The organism is Hartmannibacter diazotrophicus, from assembly GCF_900231165.1.
Taxonomy (GTDB): Bacteria; Pseudomonadota; Alphaproteobacteria; order Rhizobiales; family Pleomorphomonadaceae; genus Hartmannibacter; species Hartmannibacter diazotrophicus.
In genome coordinates, this window is sequence record NZ_LT960614.1 from 3,108,908 (window position 1) to 3,128,983 (window position 20,076).

Genomic DNA, 20,076 nt, shown 5'->3' on the forward strand with positions numbered 1-20,076 from the left:
CGGATGGCTCTGGCCACAGGGAATGCTCAGCCGGCGGCGCTGTCGCCACGCTCAAAAGTGTCACCCCAGTCCGCTCGCCGCGCGGCCTTGAAGGCCTCGCCGTCCCGGCGGCTGACAATGACATTGGCGACAGTCCCGTCCGGTCGGCAGAGCTTCAGCCCGATCCGTCCCTTGCCGGCATCCGGCGGCGCAAGGATGCGCGAAACGGATACCGGCCTCAAAAGTTCGGGCGAGCGTGCAACGGCAAGGAAGATGTATTTCTCGTCCTCGTAGGGAACTTCGGCGCGCTTCACCTGCCGGTGCAGGCGCGAGCGGGCAAGCCGCTGGGCGAAATGGCACCAGTCCGGCTCCGTGAGCGGACACTCCAGCGAATGCATGCAGGGCGCCACCACATGCGCGCCCGACGCCAGCAACTGACCCCGTGCCTCGACGATGCGTCGCCAGCCGGCCGGCGTGCCCGGTTCGACGATGACGAGAAGTTCGCGCGAAAGATTGTAGGCTTGCGCGATCAAGGCGGCGCGGGCGGAAGGCGCTACCTCGTCGAGGACATAGGCCATGGTCACGAGATCGGCCTTCTCCACACCGGAAAGACCGCCGAGGATGTCCGCCTTCAGCCAATGGCTCTGCAAGCCCTTGACCGTCGCCAGCAGCCGCGCGCCCCATTGGGCGATGTCCGCGCTTCCTTCTGCTAGAACAGCGGACGCCAGCGATGGCCAGACGCCGGCGGCAGCAAGCGTCGCCGTTCCCGGCCCTGCCCCGATGTCGAGGATGGACGTCGGCTGGAAATCGTCGAGCCGGGCATCCGCCATGGCAAGCGAAGCACTGACGGCTGCATAGGTCGCCGGCAGGCGGCTTGCGAGATAGGCCCGCGCCGCAAGATCGCTGGAAAGATGATAGCGGCCATCGCGCACTTCGCCGCGATAGCGCTCCGACAGCCGCTCGGCGGCCGTCGCCAGCGTTTCGAGCGCAATGCCGTCCGCCGAAGTTTCGACTACGGCGCGAAGGGCGGGCGGCAGGTCGGTCATGGAGGCGGGAGCGGACCGGCGGCGATCAGTAGAGCCCGCCGGTTCCCGTAATCGCGGCGCGCTCGGCCTCCGAATTCACGGCGCCGGGAACACCGCTGTAAGCCCCGTCGTAGTCGCCGATGATGTCCATCTGGTCGGACGGCTCGGTTCCGGGCTTGAAGGCCTCGAGGATCACGCCCGGGCCGCTGCCGCTGGCACGCAGTCCCGTCTTGCGATCGATCGGGATCAGCGTCAGGCCCTCCGGTACCTTGAACTCCACCGGCGGCTGGCCCGCGAGAGCCTGCTGCATGAAGTCGAGGAACACGGGCGCAGCAAGCTGACCGCCGGTCGAGCCATGGCCCATCGGACGCGGCTTGTCGTAGCCGATGAAGACGCCGACGGTGAGGTTCGGCGTGAAGCCCATGAACCAGGCGTCCTTCTCGTCGTTGGTCGTGCCGGTCTTGCCGGCGACGGGACGTCCGAGCTTCTTGACCACGGTTGCCGTGCCGCGCTGGACCACACCCTCCATCATCGAGGTGATCTGGTAGGCGGTCATCGGGTCGAGCACCTGCTCGCGATCGTCGATGATGGTCGGCTCGTCCTGGCCTTCCCATTCCGGCGCATCGCAGCCCTGGCAGACACGCTGGTCGGCGCGATAGATCGTATGGCCGTAGCGGTCCTGCACGCGGTCGATCAGGGTCGGCTCAACGCGGCGGCCGCCGTTGGCGATGATTGCGTAGGCGTTGGTGAGCCTCAGAACCGTCGTTTCGCCGGCACCGAGCGACATGGAAAGCACCGGCGGCATGTCGTCATAGATGCCGAAGCGGCGGGCATATTCGGCCACCAGCGGCATGCCCATGTCCTGGGCAAGACGCACCGTCATCACGTTGCGCGACCGTTCGATACCGGTCCGCAGCGTTGCCGGGCCGAGGAATTTGCCGCCGTAGTTCTTCGGCTTCCAGACGCCGAGCCCGCCGCCCTGGTCGATTTCGAAGGGCGCGTCCATGACCACGCTCGACGGCGTATAGCCATTGTCGAGGGCGGCCGAATAGACGAAGGGCTTGAAGGAGGAACCTGGCTGGCGCCATGCCTGCGTTGCGCGGTTGAACTCGCTTTCCGAATAGGAGAACCCGCCGACCAGCGCCCGGACGCGGCCCGTGAGGGGCTCCATGGCCACGAGCGCGCCGCTGATTTCCGGAATCTGGCGCAGACGGAAGATGCCCGTGCCGTCGGCATTGGTGTCGACCCGCTCGACGAAGACGACATCTCCGACATTCAGGACGTCGTCAGGCTTCGTGACCTTGCGTCCCCGGCGATCGCCGCTTGTCCACTTGGCCCAGGTCATCTCGGAGACAGGCAACTCGCCCGTCACCCGGTCATCGACGACCTTACCCGTCGGCGTCTTGCCCGGCTGCAGGCCGACCGTCGCCGCCTTGTCATCCATGGACAGGACCACGGCAAGCTGCCACTCGGGTATATCCGAAAGCGCCGGAATGTCGGCGAGCGGAACGCCCCAGTCGCCGGCAACGTCGATGCTCTTCACCGGTCCACGCCAGCCGCGCGCCATGTCGAACTTTTCCAGCGCATGCTGGAGAGCGTCCCGCGCCATCACCTGCATCTGCGGGTCGAGCGTGGTGCGCACCGAAAGACCTCCCTCGTAGAGACCCTTCTCCGAGTAGCGCTGGATCAGTTCGCGGCGCACCTCCTCCACGAAATATTCGGAGGCCGTGACCTGCGTGCTCAGCTCGCGCCGCTTGATCTTGATGGGCGTCGCCTTGGCCGCAGCCGCTTCATCGGGCGTTGCGTAGCCGTTCTGCACCATCTCGTCGATGACCCAGTTGCGGCGCTCAAGAGCACGGTCGTAGTAGCGATAGGGATTGTAGTTGGTCGGTGCCTTCGGCAGCGCGGCCATGTAGGCGGCCTCGGCCAGCGTCAGATCACCCACCGGCTTGTCGAAATAGAACAGCGCCGCCGCAGCCACACCATAGGAACCGAAGCCGAGATAGATCTCGTTGAGGTAGAGCTCCAGGATCTGGTCCTTGGTGTAGGCCTGCTCCATGCGCAGCGACAGCAGCATTTCCTTGACCTTGCGGTCGACCGTGCGATCGCTCGTCAGGAGGAAGTTCTTGGCGACCTGCTGAGTGATGGTGGACGCGCCGACCAGACGGCGACCGTTGATCGCGTTCTCCACATTCTTGACCATCGCGCCGGCAAGCGAGATCGGATCGATGCCCGGGTGGCTGTAGAAATCCTTGTCCTCGGCCGACATGAAGGCGTGCTTGACCAGATCGGGAATGAGCTGGATCGGCAGGAAAAGACGCTTCTCCCGAGCATATTCGGCCACGAGCTGTCCGTCGGCCGCGTGCACGCGGGTCATGACAGGCGGCTCGTAGTTCTGCAGGCCGGCAATATCGGGAAGGTCGCTCGCCTCGTTCTTGATGTAGACGGCGACGACGCCCGCCGCGATCAGCGCCAGGAAGGCCCCGATCGCGAAAGCCCAGCCAAAAAACCGAACAAAGATCATGGTCTGCTTTCTCTTTACCGGCCAACCTGCCGGATCACATTCATCGTCGACGGCATTCGCATCCGAGATGCGGCGCCGGACTTGCCCGCCTTGCCCCGGCCGGACGCGACCACGCGCAACCGACCGCCACTCAATCCCTTTTCCACGCGATTTGTGGCAAAGCTTCGATGAGTTGGTGTCTTTTATGTCACATGTCGAGGCCTACTGTCGCCTGCAACACTACAAATAACGCAAACTCAACAGGTTGGTTGCAACCAGGATCTCACTGGGCAGCCGACACAACACGATGGCCGAAGAAGGAGCGGACCGAATCGACGATCGAATCGGTCACGCGGTCGCGCCAGTCGTCGGACGTCAGCATCTGGACGTCCTGCGCATTCGAAAGATATCCAAGCTCGACCAGCACCGAGGGAAAATCAGGCGCCCGCAGCACCTGGAACCCTGCCGAGCGATGCGGATTCTTGATCAGGCGGGTCGATGTCGAAAGCCCCGCCACCAGATCCCGCGCGAAGAAGAGCGAGAAGTTGCGCGTCTCGCGCCGGGCAAGGTCGATCAGGATCGAGCCGACACCCTTCGGTTCGTCACTGAGATCGACGCCCGCAATCGTGTCGGAGGCGTTTTCCTTCGCCGCAAGCGCGGCCGCCTGCCGGTCGGACGCCTTATCGGACAGGGTGTAGACGGTCGCGCCGCGAACGTCGTGCTCGCCCGTCGAATCCGCATGCACGGAAATGAAGAGATCGGCCTCGTGATCGTGGGCGAATGTCACACGATCGCCGAGACTGATAAAACTGTCGTCGTCGCGCGTCATCAGCACGTCGAACTGCCCGCTCGCCTGAAGCTTTGCTTTCAGCGCCTTGGCGAAGGCAAGGACGATGTCCTTCTCGCGCTCCCCGTCGGGCGCGACCGTGCCGGGATCGATGCCCCCGTGCCCCGGGTCGATGACGATGAGCGGATGAATGCGGTCGGCATTGACCAGGCCCGACGGAAGCCGGTCGGACTTCGACACGGCAACCTCGGCCATGGCCTTTCGGGCGGTCGCCGAGCGGGCGAGTTCGGCGACGAATTCCTTGCGGGAAACGCTGACGATGTCGATGACAAGGCGCGCCGGCTGCCCCTCGACGGCCGGCAGGATGAAGGACTTGTCGATGGAGACCGGCCCTTTGGCGTCGATCACGATCCGCGATTTGCCCCGTCCGATCATCCCGAAACGGAAGCCCTCGATCAATCCGCGCCCTGCGTCGCCGACGCCGTCGGGCAACTCGAAGGCCGTCTCCGGCAGATCGACGACGATGCGGTAGGGATCGTCCAAGGTGAAGACCGAAATGTCGATCCCCTGCGAAAGGTCCATGATGAAACGGGTTCGGGCGGCATCGCCGACGATCCGCGCGTCCCTGGCAACGACCGGACGGCTGGCCGAATCCACCTGCTCGGTGTCCGACGTCGCTCCGAAAGCAGCGGGCACCGACGCGCAAAGGGCCGCCGTCACGAGGCCGGCAGCCATGAGGAAGAATTTGCGGGTCGACTGACGCCTGGACATCACGCTTGTTTCTTATGGGCCGCGGTCAGCGCGGCGAACTGGCCTGCATTCCACTCCGCTCACCGGATACCCCTGGGGCTTCGCTTCAGCATCATGGCCGCGCAACATGACTGATCGATACGCGACGTTGGTTAACCATTTGTTTATCTCGTGTCACCCTCAAGGGCCGGCTTGAGGGCGAGAGATCCACCAAAAAGCCGGGCCTCGCCCCACTTTCCGGGCACCCCACGGCCTCACCTTTGGCCGGAAAGGTGCCCGAAAAATAGCTCCGGCCATCTTCGGCGGCACGCTGTCGGCGCTGCCCGCACTATGTCTCAGATGCGTCGCGGGAGAAAGTCCGGATCGAGACGGCCGCGACATCGCGGACGGCGCGACAGACCTTGCCAATTGCTGGAAGGCTGCTTAAAAGAGTGCAAGGAGTCCGAATCCTAATTTTTCGGCACTGCGCTCGATCTCGAACCCGCCGTCCGGCGCAAAACGACGGATGGAAACGGGCAGGCAAAGAGGCAGCCACGCACGAGCGGATCACATCGAAGGATGCTTGTGCCGGTTGATCCGCCTGGACGACCCGCCGGTTCGACTGCATCGCTGCCCTAACGTGGCAGAACCACGCCGTTGCCGTTTCAGCTTGAGGGCTCCGCCCGGCGCTGTCGCGCCGGAAGGCAAATGAATTTCGCCATGCGCATACGCTGCATGGCAAGTGAGACCGACGGACAATTGGAACGTGGCGATCAGGGCGGACGTTTTAACGACAGAACATGATGAGGCGACGGGACGCTTTTTCCTCCCGCTGCCCCGTTTTGTCGACGCCGCTCCTCTTCCTCGTTCCGAACACACTTTCCCAAATACCGAGAACGGCCGCAGGCAATCGCGCCGCATCGCCCGATGGCGAGCGGGCGCGCTTTTGCGCGCCGTGGAGACCATAGTTGATGTCGAACAAGATGCTGATAGATGCCACGCACCCGGAGGAAACCCGGGTCGTGGTCGTGAAAGGACAGCGTGTCGAGGAATTTGATTTCGAGTCCGCGAACCGTAAGCAGTTAAGAGGCAATATCTACCTGGCCAAGGTGACGAGGGTCGAACCTTCGCTTCAGGCTGCTTTTGTGGAATATGGCGGCAACCGCCACGGGTTCCTCGCCTTCTCCGAAATCCATCCGGACTATTATCAGATCCCGGTCGCGGACCGACAGGCGCTGCTCGACGCCGAGGCCGAGGAAGCCCGCGAGGAAGCCGAATCCCAGAACAATCGCCGTGGCCGCCGGCCGCGTGGCCGCAGCCGTAGCCGTGACAACGACGCGGCGGCGAACGGCAAGAATACCGACGAGTCGACCGTTGCCGCCAGCAGCGACGAGCCGGTCGTCAGGGAAGCCGCCGACGAGGCGGAAGAAAGGTCCTTCGATCAGGGCGAAGGTGTCGAGACCTTCGAAGCCGGTGCGGGGACCGTTTCGGACGATACGGCGAACGATGAGGCCACGGGTGACGCGGATGACACCGCATCCGGCGATGCCGCGTCCGACGACGAGGGCGAGGCCGTGCGTGCCCGCCGCGACGACCAGCATGACGACGACGACCACGACGAGGACGACGCCTCCGACGAGGAGGACAGCGTCGAGTCCGTCGGCGCCGAGGATGCGCTCGAGGAATTGCCCGAGCGCCGCAAGCCGCGCATGCGGCAGTACAAGATTCAGGAAGTCATCAAGCGCCGCCAGGTGCTGCTGGTGCAGGTCGTCAAGGAAGAGCGCGGCAACAAGGGCGCGGCGCTGACCACCTATCTCTCGCTCGCCGGCCGCTATTCGGTCCTGATGCCCAACACGGGCCGTGGAGGCGGCATCTCGCGCAAGATCACCAACCCCGCCGACCGCAAGCGCCTCAAGGAAGTCGCCCAGGAACTGGAGGTTCCGGACGGCATGGGGATCATCCTGCGCACGGCCGGCGCCAGCCGGACGAAGGCGGAGATCAAGCGCGACTTCGAATATCTCCTGCGTCTTTGGGAGAACGTGCGCGACTATACCTTGAAGTCGAGCGCGCCGATGCTCGTCTACGAGGAGGGCTCGCTGGTCAAGCGGTCGATCCGCGACCTCTACAACAAGGACATCACCCAGGTCCTTGTGTCCGGCGACGAAGCCTATCGCGAGGCCAAGGACTTCATGCGCATGCTCATGCCGAGCCATGCCAAGAACGTCCAGCCCTACCGCGACACGGCGCCGATCTTCGCGCGCTATTCGGTCGAGCCGCAGCTCGACGCGATGTTCTCGCCCCAGGTCACGCTGCGCTCCGGCGGCTATCTGGTGATCAACCAGACCGAGGCGCTCGTCTCCATCGACGTGAACTCGGGCCGGTCGACGCGCGAGCACAACATCGAGGACACGGCCTACCAGACGAACATGGAAGCGGCCGAGGAAGTGGCCCGCCAGCTTCGCCTGCGCGACCTTGCCGGCCTCATCGTCATCGACTTCATCGACATGGAGGAGCCGCGCAACAACAAGGCCGTCGAGCGCAAGCTCAAGGACTGCCTGAAGAACGATCGCGCGCGCATCCAGGTCGGCCGCATCTCGCACTTCGGCCTCATGGAGATGAGCCGCCAGCGCATCCGCACCGGCGTTCTTGAAGGCTCCACCGAGGTCTGCCCGCACTGCCTTGGCGCCGGCATCGTCCGCTCCACGGAAAGCGTCGCGCTGCATGTGCTGCGCTCGCTGGAAGACCAGTTGCTGAAGGGCGTGACCCATCACCTGACCATCCGCACGCGCACCGCGGTCGCCCTCTACATCCTCAACCAGAAGCGCAAGCATCTGGGCGAGCTCGAGGAGCGCTTCGGCCTGACGATCACGATCTCCGCGGACGAGCACATGGCCGGCCAGCATTATGTGCTGGAACGCGGCGAGATCATCACCAACCCGATCCCTGCCCCGCAGTTCATTCATCCCGATACCGTCTATCCGGATGACGAGCTGGACGAGGTCGAGGAGATCGAAGAGGTCGAGGAGAGCCGCGAGGAACAGGACGACGGCGACGACGAAAGCCGTGGCCGCAACGGCAAGCGCCGTCGGCGCCGGCGTCGGCGGGGCGGCGATCAGCCCCCTGCCCAGGCCCAGCGTTCGCAGGAAGCCGAGACCGACGAGGGCTCCTCGGACGATGAGGACGAAGGCGACACCGCCGAGGCTCAGGCCGGCGACGATGGCCAGGGCGAGAATGGGCGGCGACGCTCGCGCCGCCGCGGTCGCCGTGGCGGACGACGCCGTGGCAACGGGACCGGAACGGACGCCAATGCGGCCGATGGCGAGTCGGACAAGGCAGCGGACGAGATGACCGCCAACGGCGACGAAGACGCCGAGGCTGTCGAGGTCTCTGCCGCTCCGGAGGCTGAGGTTCAGTCCGAGAGCCCTGCGGAGCTTCCGAATGAGGCTGAGGCAACGGTCGAGGTTCATGCAGAGACCGAGGTTGAAGCCGAAAGCCAGCCCGATGCCGAGGAAGGCACCGAGCCTCAGGAAACGGCCGCCGCCGAGGAACCGGCAACGGAGACCGTGACCGAAGAAGCGCCTGAGGAAAGCCGCGAGGCGGAACTTGAGACGGTCGATGCAGGGGCTCCTGCATCCAGCACCTCCTCGGGCGCTGCATCAGCTCCCGAGCCCGAGGACGACGATCGTCCCAAGCGCAGCGGCTGGTGGCAGCGCAGATCCTTCTTCTGAAGAGCTCTGTTCAAATCGAGATCATGAAAGGCTCAGGCGGCATCCCCTTGCCGCCTGAGCTTTTTTTCGAGCGCCCTGACGCCGAGCGACAGGCTGACCGTCGTCACCAGATAGATGAAGGCGACGACGTTGTAGGTCTCGAAAAAGAGGAAGGTCGAGGAGGAGTAGACCTTTCCAAGCTGCGTGACGTCCTGGACGCCGAGCACGGAAACGAGCGAGGAATCCTTGATCATCGCGACGAAATCGTTGCCGAGCGGCGGCAGGATCGTGCGGAACGCCTGCGGCATGACCACCAGCCGGAAGGTCTGCCAGCGCGTCATGCCAAGCGCCCGGGCCGCCTCCACCTGCCCCGCGCCGACGGCTGCGATGCCCGCGCGGAAGACCTCAGACAGGAAGGCGGCGTAGCTCAGGACGAGGGCAAGGATCGCGCGCCAGACGAGATCGAAATCGCGGATAAGCACCGCCTTCATCAGTCCGGCCGAGACAAGCGGCGCGATGACGAAATTGACGGCGGCGATGAGAGCCGGCGCGCCGACGAAGGCGATGTAGAAGAGCAGCACCAGAACCGGCACGCCGCGCATGATCTCGACATAGAAGATCGCGGCTTCCCTGACGATGCGCAAACGCGACGATTGCGCCGTCGCGATTGCAAGGCCCAGCGCGGCAGCGCCGAAAAAGGCAACGACCGTGACGAAGAGCATCGTGCCGATGCCGGCGGAAAGGGCGTGGAAGATCGTGCGATAGTCCGCATCGGCTGCAATGACGACGGCGAAACCGACCGCGCAGATGACGGCCGCGACAAGCCACCAGGGAAGCTGGTCAAGCCGCTTCCTCAGTGCCGACTTCGGCCGCGGGCCGGCTTCGCTCAATTGGCGCTCGCGTAGTCGAAGAACCACTTCTTGTTCAGCGCCTCGATGGTGCCGTCGTCCTGCATCGACTTGATCGCCGCATTGACGGGCTCGACGAGGTCCGAGCCCTTCTTGAAGATGAAGCCGAAGGATTCCGAACCGAGCGGCCCGCCGACCGTCTTGAAGCTGCCCGGCGAAGCGCCGATGTAGCCATTGGCCGAGGTCTGGTCCATCAGCACCGTGTCGACATCGCCGGCCTTGAGAGCCTGAACCGTGGCCCCGAAGGTCTCGAAGAGCTTGATGCGTGGGTTCTGCTCATTGCCATCGAGCACGTTGTAGACGGCCGTGTAGAAATTGGTCGTGCCCGGCTGGGCGCCGACCAGAAGGTCCGGGTTCTCGCCGAAGCTCTTGGCGTCGGTGAACCGCGTTTCGTCGGCCCGCACCAGCATGAACTGCTCGGAGATCATGTAGGGGATCGAGAAGTCCACCTGCTCCTTGCGCTCGTCGTTGATGGTGATGCCGTCCATGCCAACGTCGAACTGGCCTTCGCGCACCGACTGGATCATCGCGTCCCAGCTCGACAGCTTCCAGTCGACCTTGGCGTTGAGCCGCTTGGCGATCTCGTTGAAGGCGTCATACTCCCAGCCCATCCCCTCGCCCGTCTTCGGATCGACGAAATTCAGCGGCGTATAGGCGTTTTCCGTCACCGCGACGATGGTGCGGCCACCGAGATCGGGAAGGTCGGCGGCATTGGCCGATCCCGCCATGAAGCTGAGCGCAAGTGCGAGGGTCGAAGCGAGAATGGACCGCATGGGGAGCTCCGCAAGCAGATATGATGACACAAGACACGACAGGCCCCTGAAACAGGGAACGGTCACGAAGGATGTCACGGAGCCCTAGCCCCGTCCAAGGCCCTTTTCCGCAAGTTCCTCCAGATAGCCCGTCCAGAAACGGTCGTGCTCGGCCCCGAGCTGGTAGAGGTAGTCCCAGGTGTAGAGGCCGCTGTCATGCATGTCGTCGAAGGTCAGCCGCACCGCATAGGAGCCGACCGGCGAGACGCCGAGGATCTGCACATTGCGCTTGCCGGGCACCGTCTGGCGTTGGTCCGGGCTATGCCCCTGCACCTCGGCGGAGGGCGAGAGCACCCGCAGGTATTCTGCCGCAAGATCGAATGTCGCGCCGCCGTCGAAGGTGACCGTCAGGCTCTTCTTGTCCTTGGAAAGGCGGATTTCGGTGGGCCAATGACCGCTGGCAGACATGACGACGACTCCTGACAAGCCCCGATTGGCTCCGAACTGGCATTTTCGTGATCGCGGAACAGTTGGTATGACGAGGAACCGTTCCTACATCGCTTGTGAGGAGACCTAACGGCCATTATGTTGGCCGTCAAACGGTCCCGCGTTCTTCGCTGCATAAACCAATGGACCGAACTGGGAGACACTCATGGGATTTCCGGGCCACCCGACCGGACAGGACGGTCTTGATACGCGCGCGCCACTGATCGACCCGTTCGGGCGCTCTGTGACCTATCTGCGCGTTTCGGTCACCGACCGCTGTGATTTCCGCTGTGTCTACTGCATGGCCGAGAACATGACCTTCCTGCCGAAGAAGGACATCCTGAGCCTGGAGGAACTCGACCGCCTCTGCTCGGCCTTCATCGACAAGGGCGTCGACAAGCTGCGCATCACCGGCGGCGAACCGCTGGTGCGCAAGAACATCATGACGCTGTTCCACGACCTGTCGCGCCATCTCGCCAGCGGCCGCCTCAAGGAACTGACGCTGACGACCAACGGCTCGCAGCTTGCCCGCTATGCGGACGAACTCGCCGACTGCGGCGTCAAGCGCATCAACGTCTCCATCGACACGCTCGATGCGGACAAGTTCCACCAGATCACCCGATGGGGCCATCTCGACAAGGTTCTGGAAGGCGTCGAGGCCGCAAAGCGCGCGGGCATTCAGGTCAAGATCAATGCCGTGGCGCTGAAGGATGTCAACGAGCACGAAATCCCGGACATGATCCGCTGGGCGCATGGCGAAGGCCATGACCTGACCCTGATCGAGACCATGCCGCTCGGCGACATCGAGGGCGACCGCACCGACCAGTATCTGCCGCTCTCCCGCGTGCGCGCCGACCTGATGGACCGCTTCACGCTGACCGACATCCCCTACAAGACCGGCGGGCCCGCCCGCTATGTCGAAGTGGAGGAGACCGGCGGCCGGCTCGGCTTCATCACGCCGATGACGCACAATTTCTGCGAAAGCTGCAACCGGGTCCGCGTCACCTGCACCGGCACGCTCTTCATGTGCCTTGGCCAGGAAGATGCCGCCGACCTTCGCGCCGCCCTCAGGGCCTCCGAGAGCGACGATCTCCTGAAGCTCGCCATCGACGAAGCGATCTCGCGCAAGCCCAAGGGTCATGACTTCATCATTGACCGCGTGCGCAAGGCGCCCGCCGTCTCGCGTCACATGTCGATGACCGGCGGCTGAGGCAATCAGGCAACAGAGGGGTGAAAACCATGCCACTGGTCTGCGATGCAGGCCGGTGCAATACGGCCATGCGTTTTCCGGCATCGACTTTCGCCGCGCAATGGGACATTGCTGCCTGATCCATTCGATTCCAGCCTTGCGGACCGGCCAGCGCCACCTCCCATTCCATGAACGATTTTCGCCAGACCCTCATCGGCATCGGCGCCATCATGGCGTCGAGCGCCTGCTTCATCACCAACGACACGCTGATGAAACTGGCAAGCAGCGACCTGCCGCTCGGACAGGTCATGCTGGTGCGCGGGCTGATCGCGAGCGCGCTCATCATGGCCGTTGCCTGGCACTTCAGGGCCTTTCACGGCGCCCGGCAGCATTTGACCGGGCTCTTCGGCCTGCGCACGCTCGGCGAGGTCGGGGCCATGGTCCTCTACCTGACCGCCCTCTTCCACATGCCAATCGCCAACTCCACGGCGATCATGCAGATCGTCCCGCTGATGATGACGGCCGCCGGTGCGGTCTTCCTCGGCGACAAGGTCGGCTGGCGCCGTTGGGGGGCGGTCGCCGTGGGCTTTGCCGGCATCCTGATCATCGTCCGGCCCGGCGCTGAAGGCTTCAACATCTTCTCGATTTTGGCCCTTGGCGCGGCAGTCTCCGTCACATTGCGCGATCTTGCGACACGCCGGTTTCCGCCTTCCATGCCGACGCTTCTCGTCACGGCGATCACCACAGTCGTCGTCATGCTCGTCGGCGGTGTCATTTCAGCCGGTCAGGCCGTTTCCGGCACGCAGTTCCAGCCGCTGACGCTCGAAGTCCTCCTGCTTCTGACCGGCAGCGCCTGTTTCGTCCTCGGCGGCTACACGATGGTCATCGTCGCCATGCGCCATGGCGACACGCTGACGGTAGCGCCTTTCCGCTACACCCAGGTCCTATGGGCCATCGTCGCCGGATTTCTCATCTGGGGCCAAGTTCCCGAACCGCTCACTTTCCTCGGCATCGCCATCGTCGTCGGTTCCGGCATTTACACGGTCCAGCGCGAACGCATACGCCAGCGGGCGGAAAAGCGGGCCGCGACGGCGTTGATCACCAATCGCTGATCTGCGTCATCCTGCGGGCAAGACGTCTTCTCCGCCCCGGATGGTTGCGGCCCGGATCGCCCCCGCATAGCTTCCCATCCGGGACGAGCAGAGGAGAACGACTGTGGAGCGCGGGAAACCGGGATTGCCGATTGCGGGCTGCCTTCTGGCTGGCGGCCTGTCGCGGCGCATGGGCGGCAACGACAAGAGCCTCATCGAGCTTGGCGGCAAGACGCTGGCCCGCCATGCGATCGACCGTCTCCGTCCGCAGGTCGCCACCCTCTTCATCAACGCCAACGGCGATCCCTCCCGTTTCTCGGACCTCGCGTTGCCGGTCGTGGCCGACGAGATCTCCGGCCACCAGGGCCCGCTTGCCGGCGTCGAGGCCGCGCTCTCCTTCGCGGCGCGCTACCTGCCGGGCATCACCCATGTGCTGACCAGCGCCGCGGACACCCCCTTCATTCCGCGCGACCTTGCCGAGCGCCTGATGGCAGCGGGTAAGCCCGGCGACATCGTCGTTGCCCGGTCTGCCGCCGGCACTCATCCCGTCAGCGCCCTCTGGCCGCTCGTCGTCGCACCGAAGCTGCGCGAGGTGCTGGCGGCCGGCGAGCGCAAGGTCATGAAATTCGTCGACGACCACCCGCATGCCGAGGCCCTGTTCGAACCGATCCGGAGCCGCGGCAACAGCATCGATCCCTTCTTCAACATCAACACGCCCGACGACCTGAAGATCGCAGAGGCCTTCTGGACGGCTGACGGCGACATTCCGCCGGGCCTGCCCGTGATCGGCGTCGCCGGCTGGAAGAATTCCGGCAAGACGACCCTCGTCGTCCGTCTCGTCAGCGAACTCGTCTCGCGCGGCTTCCGCGTCTCGACCGTCAAGCACGCCCACCACAAGTTCGACATCGACCACGAAGGCACCGATTCCTGGCGACACCGCGAGGCGGGAGCCAAAGAAGTCTGCCTCGTCTCGACCCGCCGCGTCGCGTCCCAGCTCGAATTGCGCGGCGATCCCGAGCCGCCGCTGGGCGACATCCTTGCCGGGCTCGCTCCGACCGACATCATCATCGCCGAAGGCTTCAAGGAATCGCCGATCCCGAAGATCGAGATCCGCCGCCTCGAGGCAAAGAGCCACGATCCCCTCGTCGACGCTGTGCCGAACGTGGTCGCCATCGTTGCTGATCACCCGGTCGTCGATCTCAAGGGCCTTCCCGGATTTTCCATCGACGCCATCAGCGACATTGCCGACTTCGTGGCGCAGATGACCGCGGGAAAGACCCGGCCATGACAGGAGCCCCGATATCCGGGAGTTTCTCCGACGATTGCTTCCGCCAGGAAGAACGGCTGCTTCTCCACGATGAGGCCATTCGCCTGATTCTCGACCGTGTCCCGCCAATCGCCGCAAGCGAGCGCATTCCGATCGACCAGGCCGTCGGACGCGTGATGGCCGAGACGGTCGTTGCCCAGCGCAATGTTCCGCTGACCGCGACATCGGCCGTCGACGGCTGGGCCTTCGCCCATGCCGATTGCCTGCGCCTTGGCGGCCGCCTGCCGATCTCCGGTCGCGTCCTCGCGGGCAAGGCCGCCCATGGCCCGCTGACGCTCGGCACGGCCGTGCGCATCTTCACCGGCGCCGCCGTTCCGGATGGCGCCGACACGGTCGCCATGCAGGAGGATTGCCGGCAGGATGGCGAGGCGATCCTGGTTCCCGCCGGCTTGAAGCCCGGCGCCAACCGCCGCGATGCCGGTGAGGACGTGGCGGCGGGGGCGATCGTGATCGCGCCCGGAACGGTCCTGCGACCGCAGGAGCTTGCTGCCATCGGCTCGCTCGGCATGGCCAAGATCGCGGTCACCCGGCGCCTGCGCGTCGCCCTCCTCTCCACAGGCGACGAGATCGTGCGTCCCGGCCAGCCGATCCATCCCGGCGAGGTCTACGACGCCAACCACGTGATGCTGTCCAACCTGCTGGCGCCGATGGATGCGGTCGTCCATGACCTCGGCATCCTGCCCGACGACGCGGCCCTCGTTCATGCCGCGCTGGAAGAAGCGGCAAGGCATCACGACCTCATCCTGACCAGCGGCGGCAGCAGCCGGGGCGATGGCGATCATATCGCCGAGGCGCTGGCAACCCTCGGCCATCGCCACCTCTGGCATCTGGCGATCAAGCCCGGAAAGCCGCTCTGCTTCGGCCAGATCGGTCCCTGCCTCTTCCTCGGGCTGCCCGGCAATCCGGTGGCAGCACTCGTCAACTTCCTGCTCTACGGCCAGCCCCTGCTCGCACGGCTCTCCGGTCACGCCTGGCGCGCGCCGACGCGCTTTCCCGTGCCTGCCGGCTTTTCCATCGGAACGCGCAAGACCGGACGCCGCGAGTTTCTGCGCGGCATCCTCACCACCGACGCCGACGGGCATTTGAGCGCTCAAAAATTCAGCCGCGATGGCTCGGGCTTGATCACCGGGCTTCGCGCCGCCGACGGGTTGATCGAGATCCCCGAGACTGTGCACAGCGTTACGGCGGGCGAGCCCATCGCCTTCATTCCATTCACGGAATTCGGCTTGCCTCCGCGACGTACTGCTCTTCCCGACGACCTGATGTAGGCGAAACCGGCCGGAGTCCTCTCCTGCCCGTTCTTTTGGCACGCCCGAGACTGTTGCAACTTTATTGCAATGCGTATCATCATGCCCCTGATGCCCGGGAGGTTTCCCCTCCGGAAAGCCGCCGGGTATCGCCAACAACAAACGGGATCCAGGGGCCGCGGAGGCCGGTCGCAACCGGTATCAACGCGCGGATGTCCCAAATCATCAGGTAGGTGAAGATGAGTTTCTTCAAGCGTATTGCTCTCGCGGCCGCGGTCGTCGTCATGGCCGCCGGAGCCGCAGAGGCCAAGGATTGGACCGTCGTCCGCATGGGGACGGAAGGCGCCTATCCGCCCTTCAACTACATCGACAGCAACGGGGAACTGAAAGGCTTCGACATCGACATCGGCAAGGCGCTCTGCGAGGCCATGAAGGTCAAGTGCGAGTGGGTCACGCAGGACTGGGACGGCATCATCCCCGCCCTTCAGGCCGGCAAGTTCGATACGATCATCGCCTCCATGTCGATCACCGACGAGCGCATGAAGCAGATCGACTTCTCCAACAAATATTACAACTCCCCGCCCGCGATCGTTACGCCCAAGGACACCAAGATGACGGGTGCGACGGCCGACGACATGAAGGGCGCTGTGATCGGTGCCCAGACCTCGACGACCCACTCCCAGATGATCGAGAAGCACTTCCCCGGTGCCGAGCTGAAGCTCTATCCGACCGCCGAGGAACTGCAGCTCGACCTTGAGAACGGCCGCCTCGACGGCGCCATCGACGATGTCATCGTCATCAAGGACTGGCTTAAGACGGACGCCGGCGCCTGCTGCAAGGTGCTGTCCACGCTGACCCCGGATCCTGAAATCTATGGCCCCGGCGCCGGCATCGGCGTGCGCAAGGAAGACGCTGATCTGAAGGAAATGCTGAACAAGGCCATCGATCAGATTCGGGCCGACGGCACCTACAAGAAGATCAACGACGCCTATTTCGACTTCGACGTCTACGGCGGCTGACACAGTCGCAAAGTGAGTTGGCCGGGCGCGCGGACGAAAATTCCCGCGCCTGGCCTTCGCACCGTCAAGGGCGAGCCTTGGACGCGACGACCCGTCATCGCGTCCATGGCCGTCCGGTCGAAAGGTGACGGTCCATGGAATCGCTCTGGTCGCTTCTTTCCGTCGGTGCCGACGGCTGGGGAGACGAAATTCTCGCCGGCAGCCTGCTGACGATCTCGCTGGCGCTCTGCACCCTGCCGATCGGCCTCGTCATCGGCTTCTTCATCGCGCTCGCCAAGAATTCCGGCGAGCCGACGCTGGTCACGGCATCCAATATCTACACCACGATCTTCCGTGGCCTGCCCGAGCTGCTCACGCTCTTCATCATCTATTTCGGCGTCCAGATCGCATTGAAGACCCTGCTTGCTCTCGTCGGTCTGCCGCCAATCGAGATCAACAGCTTCGTTGCGGGCATGATCGCACTCAGCCTGGTCTTCTCGTCCTTTTCCAGCGAGGTGTTCCTGTCCGCCTTCAAGGGCGTTGCCTCGGGGCAATATGAGGGCGCCGATGCGCTTGGCCTGACGCGTTTCCAGACGATGCGGCTCGTGATCCTGCCGCAGATCATTCGTCTCGCCCTGCCCGGCCTGTCGAATCTCTGGCTGATCCTCCTGAAGGACACCTCACTCGTCTCGGTCATCGGGCTCTCCGATATCCTCCGACAGACCTCGATCGCGGCGCGCGTCACGCGCGAGCCCTTCTTCTTCTTTTTCGTCGCCTGCATGATCTATCTCGTCCTCTCGATCATTTCCTCCTTTGGCATTGGACGAATCGAGGCCTGGACACGGCGCGGGGAGGCTCGCTGATGAGCACGACGGACACCCTGCCGCCGCCCGTCTCCACGGTACGCCCCTGGACGGGCAAGCGAATCGCTGGCCACGTCTTCCTGGGCTTCTGGATCCTGCTCGGCCTTGTAATCGTTTATTCCGTCGCGTCCGGCTGGGATGGCGAATTCATCGCCAAATACGGCCCCCGCTTGTGGGACGGCCTCCAGACCACGCTCTGGCTCTGCTTCTGGTCGCTCCTGATCGGCGCGCTGCTGTCGCTGCCGATCACCCTGGGCCGCCTGTCGAGCAACCGGATTTTCTCCAGCCTCGCCTTCGCCTGGGTCTACTTCTTCCGCGGCACACCGCTGCTCGCCCAGACCTTCCTCGTCTACTACGGCGCGGGCTCCTTTCGTGAAGCCCTCGAAGTCGTCGGGCTCTGGAGCTTCTTCCGCGACGCGGTCTTCTGCGTGATCTTCACCTTCGCGCTCAACACCTCGGCCTATCAGGCGGAGATTCTGAGCGGTGCCATCCGCAACGTGCCGAAGGGCCAGCGCGAGGCCGGCGCGTCGCTGTCCCTGCCCGCATGGGTGACCTTCTTCAAGGTGATTCTGCCCCAGGCGCTGATCGTTGCGCTCCGCCCCTACGGCAACGAGATCATCCTGATGATCAAGGGCTCGGCCATCGCCTCCATCGTCACCGTGCTGGATCTCATGGGCGAGACCCGCTACGCCTTCTCCAAATCCTTCAATTTCGAGGCCTATCTCTGGGCCGCCGTGCTCTACCTCGCCATGGTGGAAGTCATCCGCCGAATCTGGGATATGCTGGAAGGCCGGCTGACCCGCCATCTCAAGCGCAAATCCGAGGATTGACCCGCAGACGGGCACGGCAGGCCGGCTTTTCCGGCGTTCGAAAAAATCCATTGCAGAGCCAACGAATTCGCTTGTGTCGCCCAATGGCTTTTGTTACATCGCACGCGTCGCCGGTGAGAGCCGGTAACGACAAGCGGTCGTGGCGGAATTGGTAGACGCGCAGCGTTGAGGTCGCTGTGGGGCAACCCGTGGAAGTTCGAGTCTTCTCGACCGCACCAAAAAACCCCTGGAACGTCAGGCAATCCTGATTTTCCAGGGGTTTTTGTTTGTGCGCCTGTGCCGGTTCTAGTCTTTCCCGCCGGCCACCTTCTTGACCGCCGGCGTATAGCGGAAGAGCGGATTGCGCTTCAAAACCTCGGTGATCTGGATGCTGACGCGCTCGCCCTTCAGCACCACCTGACCGCGCGCGATCTTGATGTCGTTGGCATAGATGTCCACATCGTCGTCGGCGCCGGTCTCAAGCTCGATCACGGCGCCGCGGCCCATGCGCAGAAGCTGGTGCACCGGCATAATCGACGAGCCGAGCATCACCGAGATTTCTACCGCAATCTTGTCCATCGTTGACATCGGGCCGCCAATCCTTCTGAAGTCCCCACGCCGCAGCCTCCGCGGCGCCTCTTCCGGGTCATGGTTAAAGCATTCTTACCGCAGAGTGAACGAATGGTTAATGCGCGCGATGAAATCGAGACCGATTTTCTGAGCCGGGACGGTTCGCCTGCGGTCGAATGGGTCATCTCGGACCACCTCATCCCCTACCCCGAGGCCATCGCCGCCATGGAAGCCCATGTCAACGCGATCGCGGCCGGAACGGCCGGCGAGCGGGTCTGGCTGCTCGAACACCCACCGGTCTATACGGCCGGTACCAGCGCCCGGCGCGAGGACCTTGTCGAGCCGGAGCGCTTCCCTGTCTACGAGACCGGTCGCGGCGGCCAGTTCACCTATCACGGCCCCGGCCAGCGCGTTGCCTACGTCATGCTGGACCTGAAACGCCGGCGGCAGGACGTCCGCGCCTATGTGGCGGCGCTGGAGGCCTGGATCATCGCAACGCTCTGGCAGTTCCACGTGCGCGGCGAGCGGCGCGAGGACCGCGTCGGCGTCTGGGTGCGCCGGCCGGACCGCGGCGAGACGGCAGAGGACAAGATCGCCGCCATTGGCATCCGCGTGCGCCGCTGGGTCACCTTCCACGGCATCAGCCTCAACGTGGAGCCGGATCTGTCTCATTTCTCCGGCATCGTCCCCTGCGGCGTGAAGGACCATGGCGTCACCAGCCTCGTCGATCTCGGCCTGCCGCTGACGATGGAAGACGTCGATTCGGTCATGCGCACCGAGTTCGAGAAGATATTCGGCCCCACAACGGCGATCACGCCATAGGCGCTGGCCAGAAGCACCTTCCGTGTCGACAGCAATCTGGCACAGCTCGCCGCCCTGAGAGCCGGCTTCGGCATCGGCGCTTTCCAGGTCCAGATCGCGAGGCAAAACAAGGATCTGGTCAGGGTTCTTGAATCAGATTTCGAACTCGCGCTGCCCGTCTGGATCGTGATGCACGAGGATCTGTCGTCAAGCCCGCCCTGCCGGGCGGTCTTCGATGCGCTGGTCGACGGAATGACGGCCTACATCGCGGCCTGACGGGACAGCAGCGCACCGCCGTCCCGCCT

Annotated in this window: 17 protein-coding genes and 1 tRNA gene; 11 read left to right on the forward strand and 7 right to left on the reverse strand. The window is 64.2% G+C overall.

The window, feature by feature from the left end; all coding sequences use genetic code 11:
- Positions 1-26: 26 nt before the first annotated feature.
- From HDIA_RS14545 to HDIA_RS14555, 3 genes are all read right to left on the reverse strand, one after another.
- Positions 27-1,025, reverse strand: coding sequence for a small ribosomal subunit Rsm22 family protein (locus HDIA_RS14545; RefSeq protein WP_099556824.1), 999 nt, complete (start codon positions 1,023-1,025; stop codon positions 27-29).
- A gap of 25 nt (positions 1,026-1,050) precedes the next feature.
- Positions 1,051-3,528, reverse strand: coding sequence for a penicillin-binding protein 1A (locus HDIA_RS14550; protein WP_099556825.1), 2,478 nt, complete (start codon positions 3,526-3,528; stop codon positions 1,051-1,053).
- Positions 3,529-3,790: 262 nt separating this feature from the next.
- On the reverse strand, positions 3,791-5,065 hold the full coding sequence (locus HDIA_RS14555; protein ID WP_197708031.1) for an N-acetylmuramoyl-L-alanine amidase: 1,275 nt from the start codon (positions 5,063-5,065) through the stop codon (positions 3,791-3,793).
- 929 nt (positions 5,066-5,994) lie between these two features.
- Here HDIA_RS14555 and HDIA_RS14560 point away from each other — a divergent pair.
- Positions 5,995-8,751, forward strand: coding sequence for an Rne/Rng family ribonuclease (locus HDIA_RS14560; protein ID WP_099556826.1), 2,757 nt, complete (start codon positions 5,995-5,997; stop codon positions 8,749-8,751).
- 32 nt (positions 8,752-8,783) lie between these two features.
- Here HDIA_RS14560 and HDIA_RS14565 read toward each other — a convergent pair whose 3' ends face one another.
- From HDIA_RS14565 to HDIA_RS14575, 3 genes are all read right to left on the reverse strand, one after another.
- The gene (locus tag HDIA_RS14565; protein WP_245883877.1) at positions 8,784-9,620 is read right to left on the reverse strand and encodes an amino acid ABC transporter permease; all 837 of its coding nucleotides are present in this window, start codon (positions 9,618-9,620) and stop codon (positions 8,784-8,786) included.
- On the reverse strand, positions 9,617-10,411 hold the full coding sequence (locus tag HDIA_RS14570) for a transporter substrate-binding domain-containing protein (protein ID WP_099556827.1): 795 nt from the start codon (positions 10,409-10,411) through the stop codon (positions 9,617-9,619). The genes HDIA_RS14565 and HDIA_RS14570 overlap by 4 nt, the downstream gene beginning before the upstream one ends.
- Before the next feature lie 84 nt (positions 10,412-10,495).
- Positions 10,496-10,858 (reverse strand): gamma-butyrobetaine hydroxylase family protein, encoded by a 363-nt coding sequence (locus tag HDIA_RS14575; protein WP_099556828.1) that lies wholly within the window; start codon positions 10,856-10,858, stop codon positions 10,496-10,498.
- Between the two features lie 184 nt (positions 10,859-11,042).
- On the opposite strand from HDIA_RS14575, the gene moaA reads away from it, so the two are divergent.
- The 8 genes from moaA to HDIA_RS14620 all read left to right on the forward strand — a co-directional run bounded on the left by moaA (position 11,043) and on the right by HDIA_RS14620 (position 18,639).
- A complete protein-coding gene (gene moaA, locus HDIA_RS14580; RefSeq protein ID WP_099556829.1) occupies positions 11,043-12,086 on the forward strand; it encodes a GTP 3',8-cyclase MoaA in 1,044 nt (347 codons plus the stop codon).
- A gap of 167 nt (positions 12,087-12,253) precedes the next feature.
- Complete coding sequence (locus tag HDIA_RS14585) at positions 12,254-13,177, forward strand: DMT family transporter (protein WP_099556830.1); 924 nt, start codon at positions 12,254-12,256, stop codon at positions 13,175-13,177.
- A 103-nt stretch (positions 13,178-13,280) separates the two neighbouring features.
- Positions 13,281-14,444, forward strand: a complete 1,164-nt coding sequence (gene mobA, locus HDIA_RS26050; RefSeq protein ID WP_342748047.1) for a molybdenum cofactor guanylyltransferase MobA — start codon at positions 13,281-13,283, stop codon at positions 14,442-14,444.
- A complete protein-coding gene (locus HDIA_RS14600) occupies positions 14,441-15,751 on the forward strand; it encodes a molybdopterin molybdotransferase MoeA (RefSeq protein ID WP_099556831.1) in 1,311 nt (436 codons plus the stop codon). Before mobA ends, HDIA_RS14600 begins: the two co-directional genes overlap by 4 nt.
- 218 nt (positions 15,752-15,969) lie before the next feature.
- On the forward strand, positions 15,970-16,749 hold the full coding sequence (locus tag HDIA_RS14605) for an ABC transporter substrate-binding protein (RefSeq protein ID WP_099556832.1): 780 nt from the start codon (positions 15,970-15,972) through the stop codon (positions 16,747-16,749).
- A gap of 134 nt (positions 16,750-16,883) precedes the next feature.
- The gene (locus tag HDIA_RS14610; RefSeq protein ID WP_099556833.1) at positions 16,884-17,591 is read left to right on the forward strand and encodes an ABC transporter permease; all 708 of its coding nucleotides are present in this window, start codon (positions 16,884-16,886) and stop codon (positions 17,589-17,591) included.
- Positions 17,591-18,421 carry an ABC transporter permease gene (locus HDIA_RS14615; protein WP_099556834.1) on the forward strand — a complete coding sequence of 277 codons (831 nt, stop codon included), beginning with the start codon at positions 17,591-17,593 and terminating at the stop codon, positions 18,419-18,421. Before HDIA_RS14610 ends, HDIA_RS14615 begins: the two co-directional genes overlap by 1 nt.
- A gap of 133 nt (positions 18,422-18,554) precedes the next feature.
- Positions 18,555-18,639, forward strand: a tRNA-Leu gene (locus HDIA_RS14620).
- A gap of 67 nt (positions 18,640-18,706) precedes the next feature.
- Here the strand turns inward: HDIA_RS14620 and HDIA_RS14625 are convergent.
- Positions 18,707-18,988: a FliM/FliN family flagellar motor switch protein gene (locus tag HDIA_RS14625; protein ID WP_099556835.1), complete on the reverse strand. Its 282-nt coding sequence runs from the start codon at positions 18,986-18,988 to the stop codon at positions 18,707-18,709.
- 93 nt (positions 18,989-19,081) lie between these two features.
- Here HDIA_RS14625 and lipB point away from each other — a divergent pair, with 93 nt between their 5' ends.
- A complete protein-coding gene (gene lipB / locus HDIA_RS14630; protein ID WP_099556836.1) occupies positions 19,082-19,792 on the forward strand; it encodes a lipoyl(octanoyl) transferase LipB in 711 nt (236 codons plus the stop codon).
- Between the two features lie 3 nt (positions 19,793-19,795).
- The gene (locus tag HDIA_RS26100) at positions 19,796-20,047 is read left to right on the forward strand and encodes a LysR substrate-binding domain-containing protein (RefSeq protein WP_099556837.1); all 252 of its coding nucleotides are present in this window, start codon (positions 19,796-19,798) and stop codon (positions 20,045-20,047) included.
- Positions 20,048-20,076: the final 29 nt, after the last annotated feature.

Coding starts and splice junctions, on each gene's coding strand:
- HDIA_RS14545 (WP_099556824.1), bottom strand. CDS start 1,025: ATGACCGACCTGCCGCCCGCCCTTCGCGCCGTAGTCGAAACTTCGGCG.
- HDIA_RS14550 (WP_099556825.1), bottom strand. CDS start 3,528: ATGATCTTTGTTCGGTTTTTTGGCTGGGCTTTCGCGATCGGGGCCTTC.
- HDIA_RS14555 (WP_197708031.1), bottom strand. CDS start 5,065: ATGTCCAGGCGTCAGTCGACCCGCAAATTCTTCCTCATGGCTGCCGGC.
- HDIA_RS14560 (WP_099556826.1), top strand. CDS start 5,995: ATGTCGAACAAGATGCTGATAGATGCCACGCACCCGGAGGAAACCCGG.
- HDIA_RS14570 (WP_099556827.1), bottom strand. CDS start 10,411: ATGCGGTCCATTCTCGCTTCGACCCTCGCACTTGCGCTCAGCTTCATG.
- HDIA_RS14575 (WP_099556828.1), bottom strand. CDS start 10,858: ATGTCTGCCAGCGGTCATTGGCCCACCGAAATCCGCCTTTCCAAGGAC.
- moaA (WP_099556829.1), top strand. CDS start 11,043: ATGGGATTTCCGGGCCACCCGACCGGACAGGACGGTCTTGATACGCGC.
- HDIA_RS14585 (WP_099556830.1), top strand. CDS start 12,254: ATGAACGATTTTCGCCAGACCCTCATCGGCATCGGCGCCATCATGGCG.
- HDIA_RS14600 (WP_099556831.1), top strand. CDS start 14,441: ATGACAGGAGCCCCGATATCCGGGAGTTTCTCCGACGATTGCTTCCGC.
- HDIA_RS14605 (WP_099556832.1), top strand. CDS start 15,970: ATGAGTTTCTTCAAGCGTATTGCTCTCGCGGCCGCGGTCGTCGTCATG.
- HDIA_RS14610 (WP_099556833.1), top strand. CDS start 16,884: ATGGAATCGCTCTGGTCGCTTCTTTCCGTCGGTGCCGACGGCTGGGGA.
- HDIA_RS14615 (WP_099556834.1), top strand. CDS start 17,591: ATGAGCACGACGGACACCCTGCCGCCGCCCGTCTCCACGGTACGCCCC.
- HDIA_RS14625 (WP_099556835.1), bottom strand. CDS start 18,988: ATGTCAACGATGGACAAGATTGCGGTAGAAATCTCGGTGATGCTCGGC.
- lipB (WP_099556836.1), top strand. CDS start 19,082: ATGGTTAATGCGCGCGATGAAATCGAGACCGATTTTCTGAGCCGGGAC.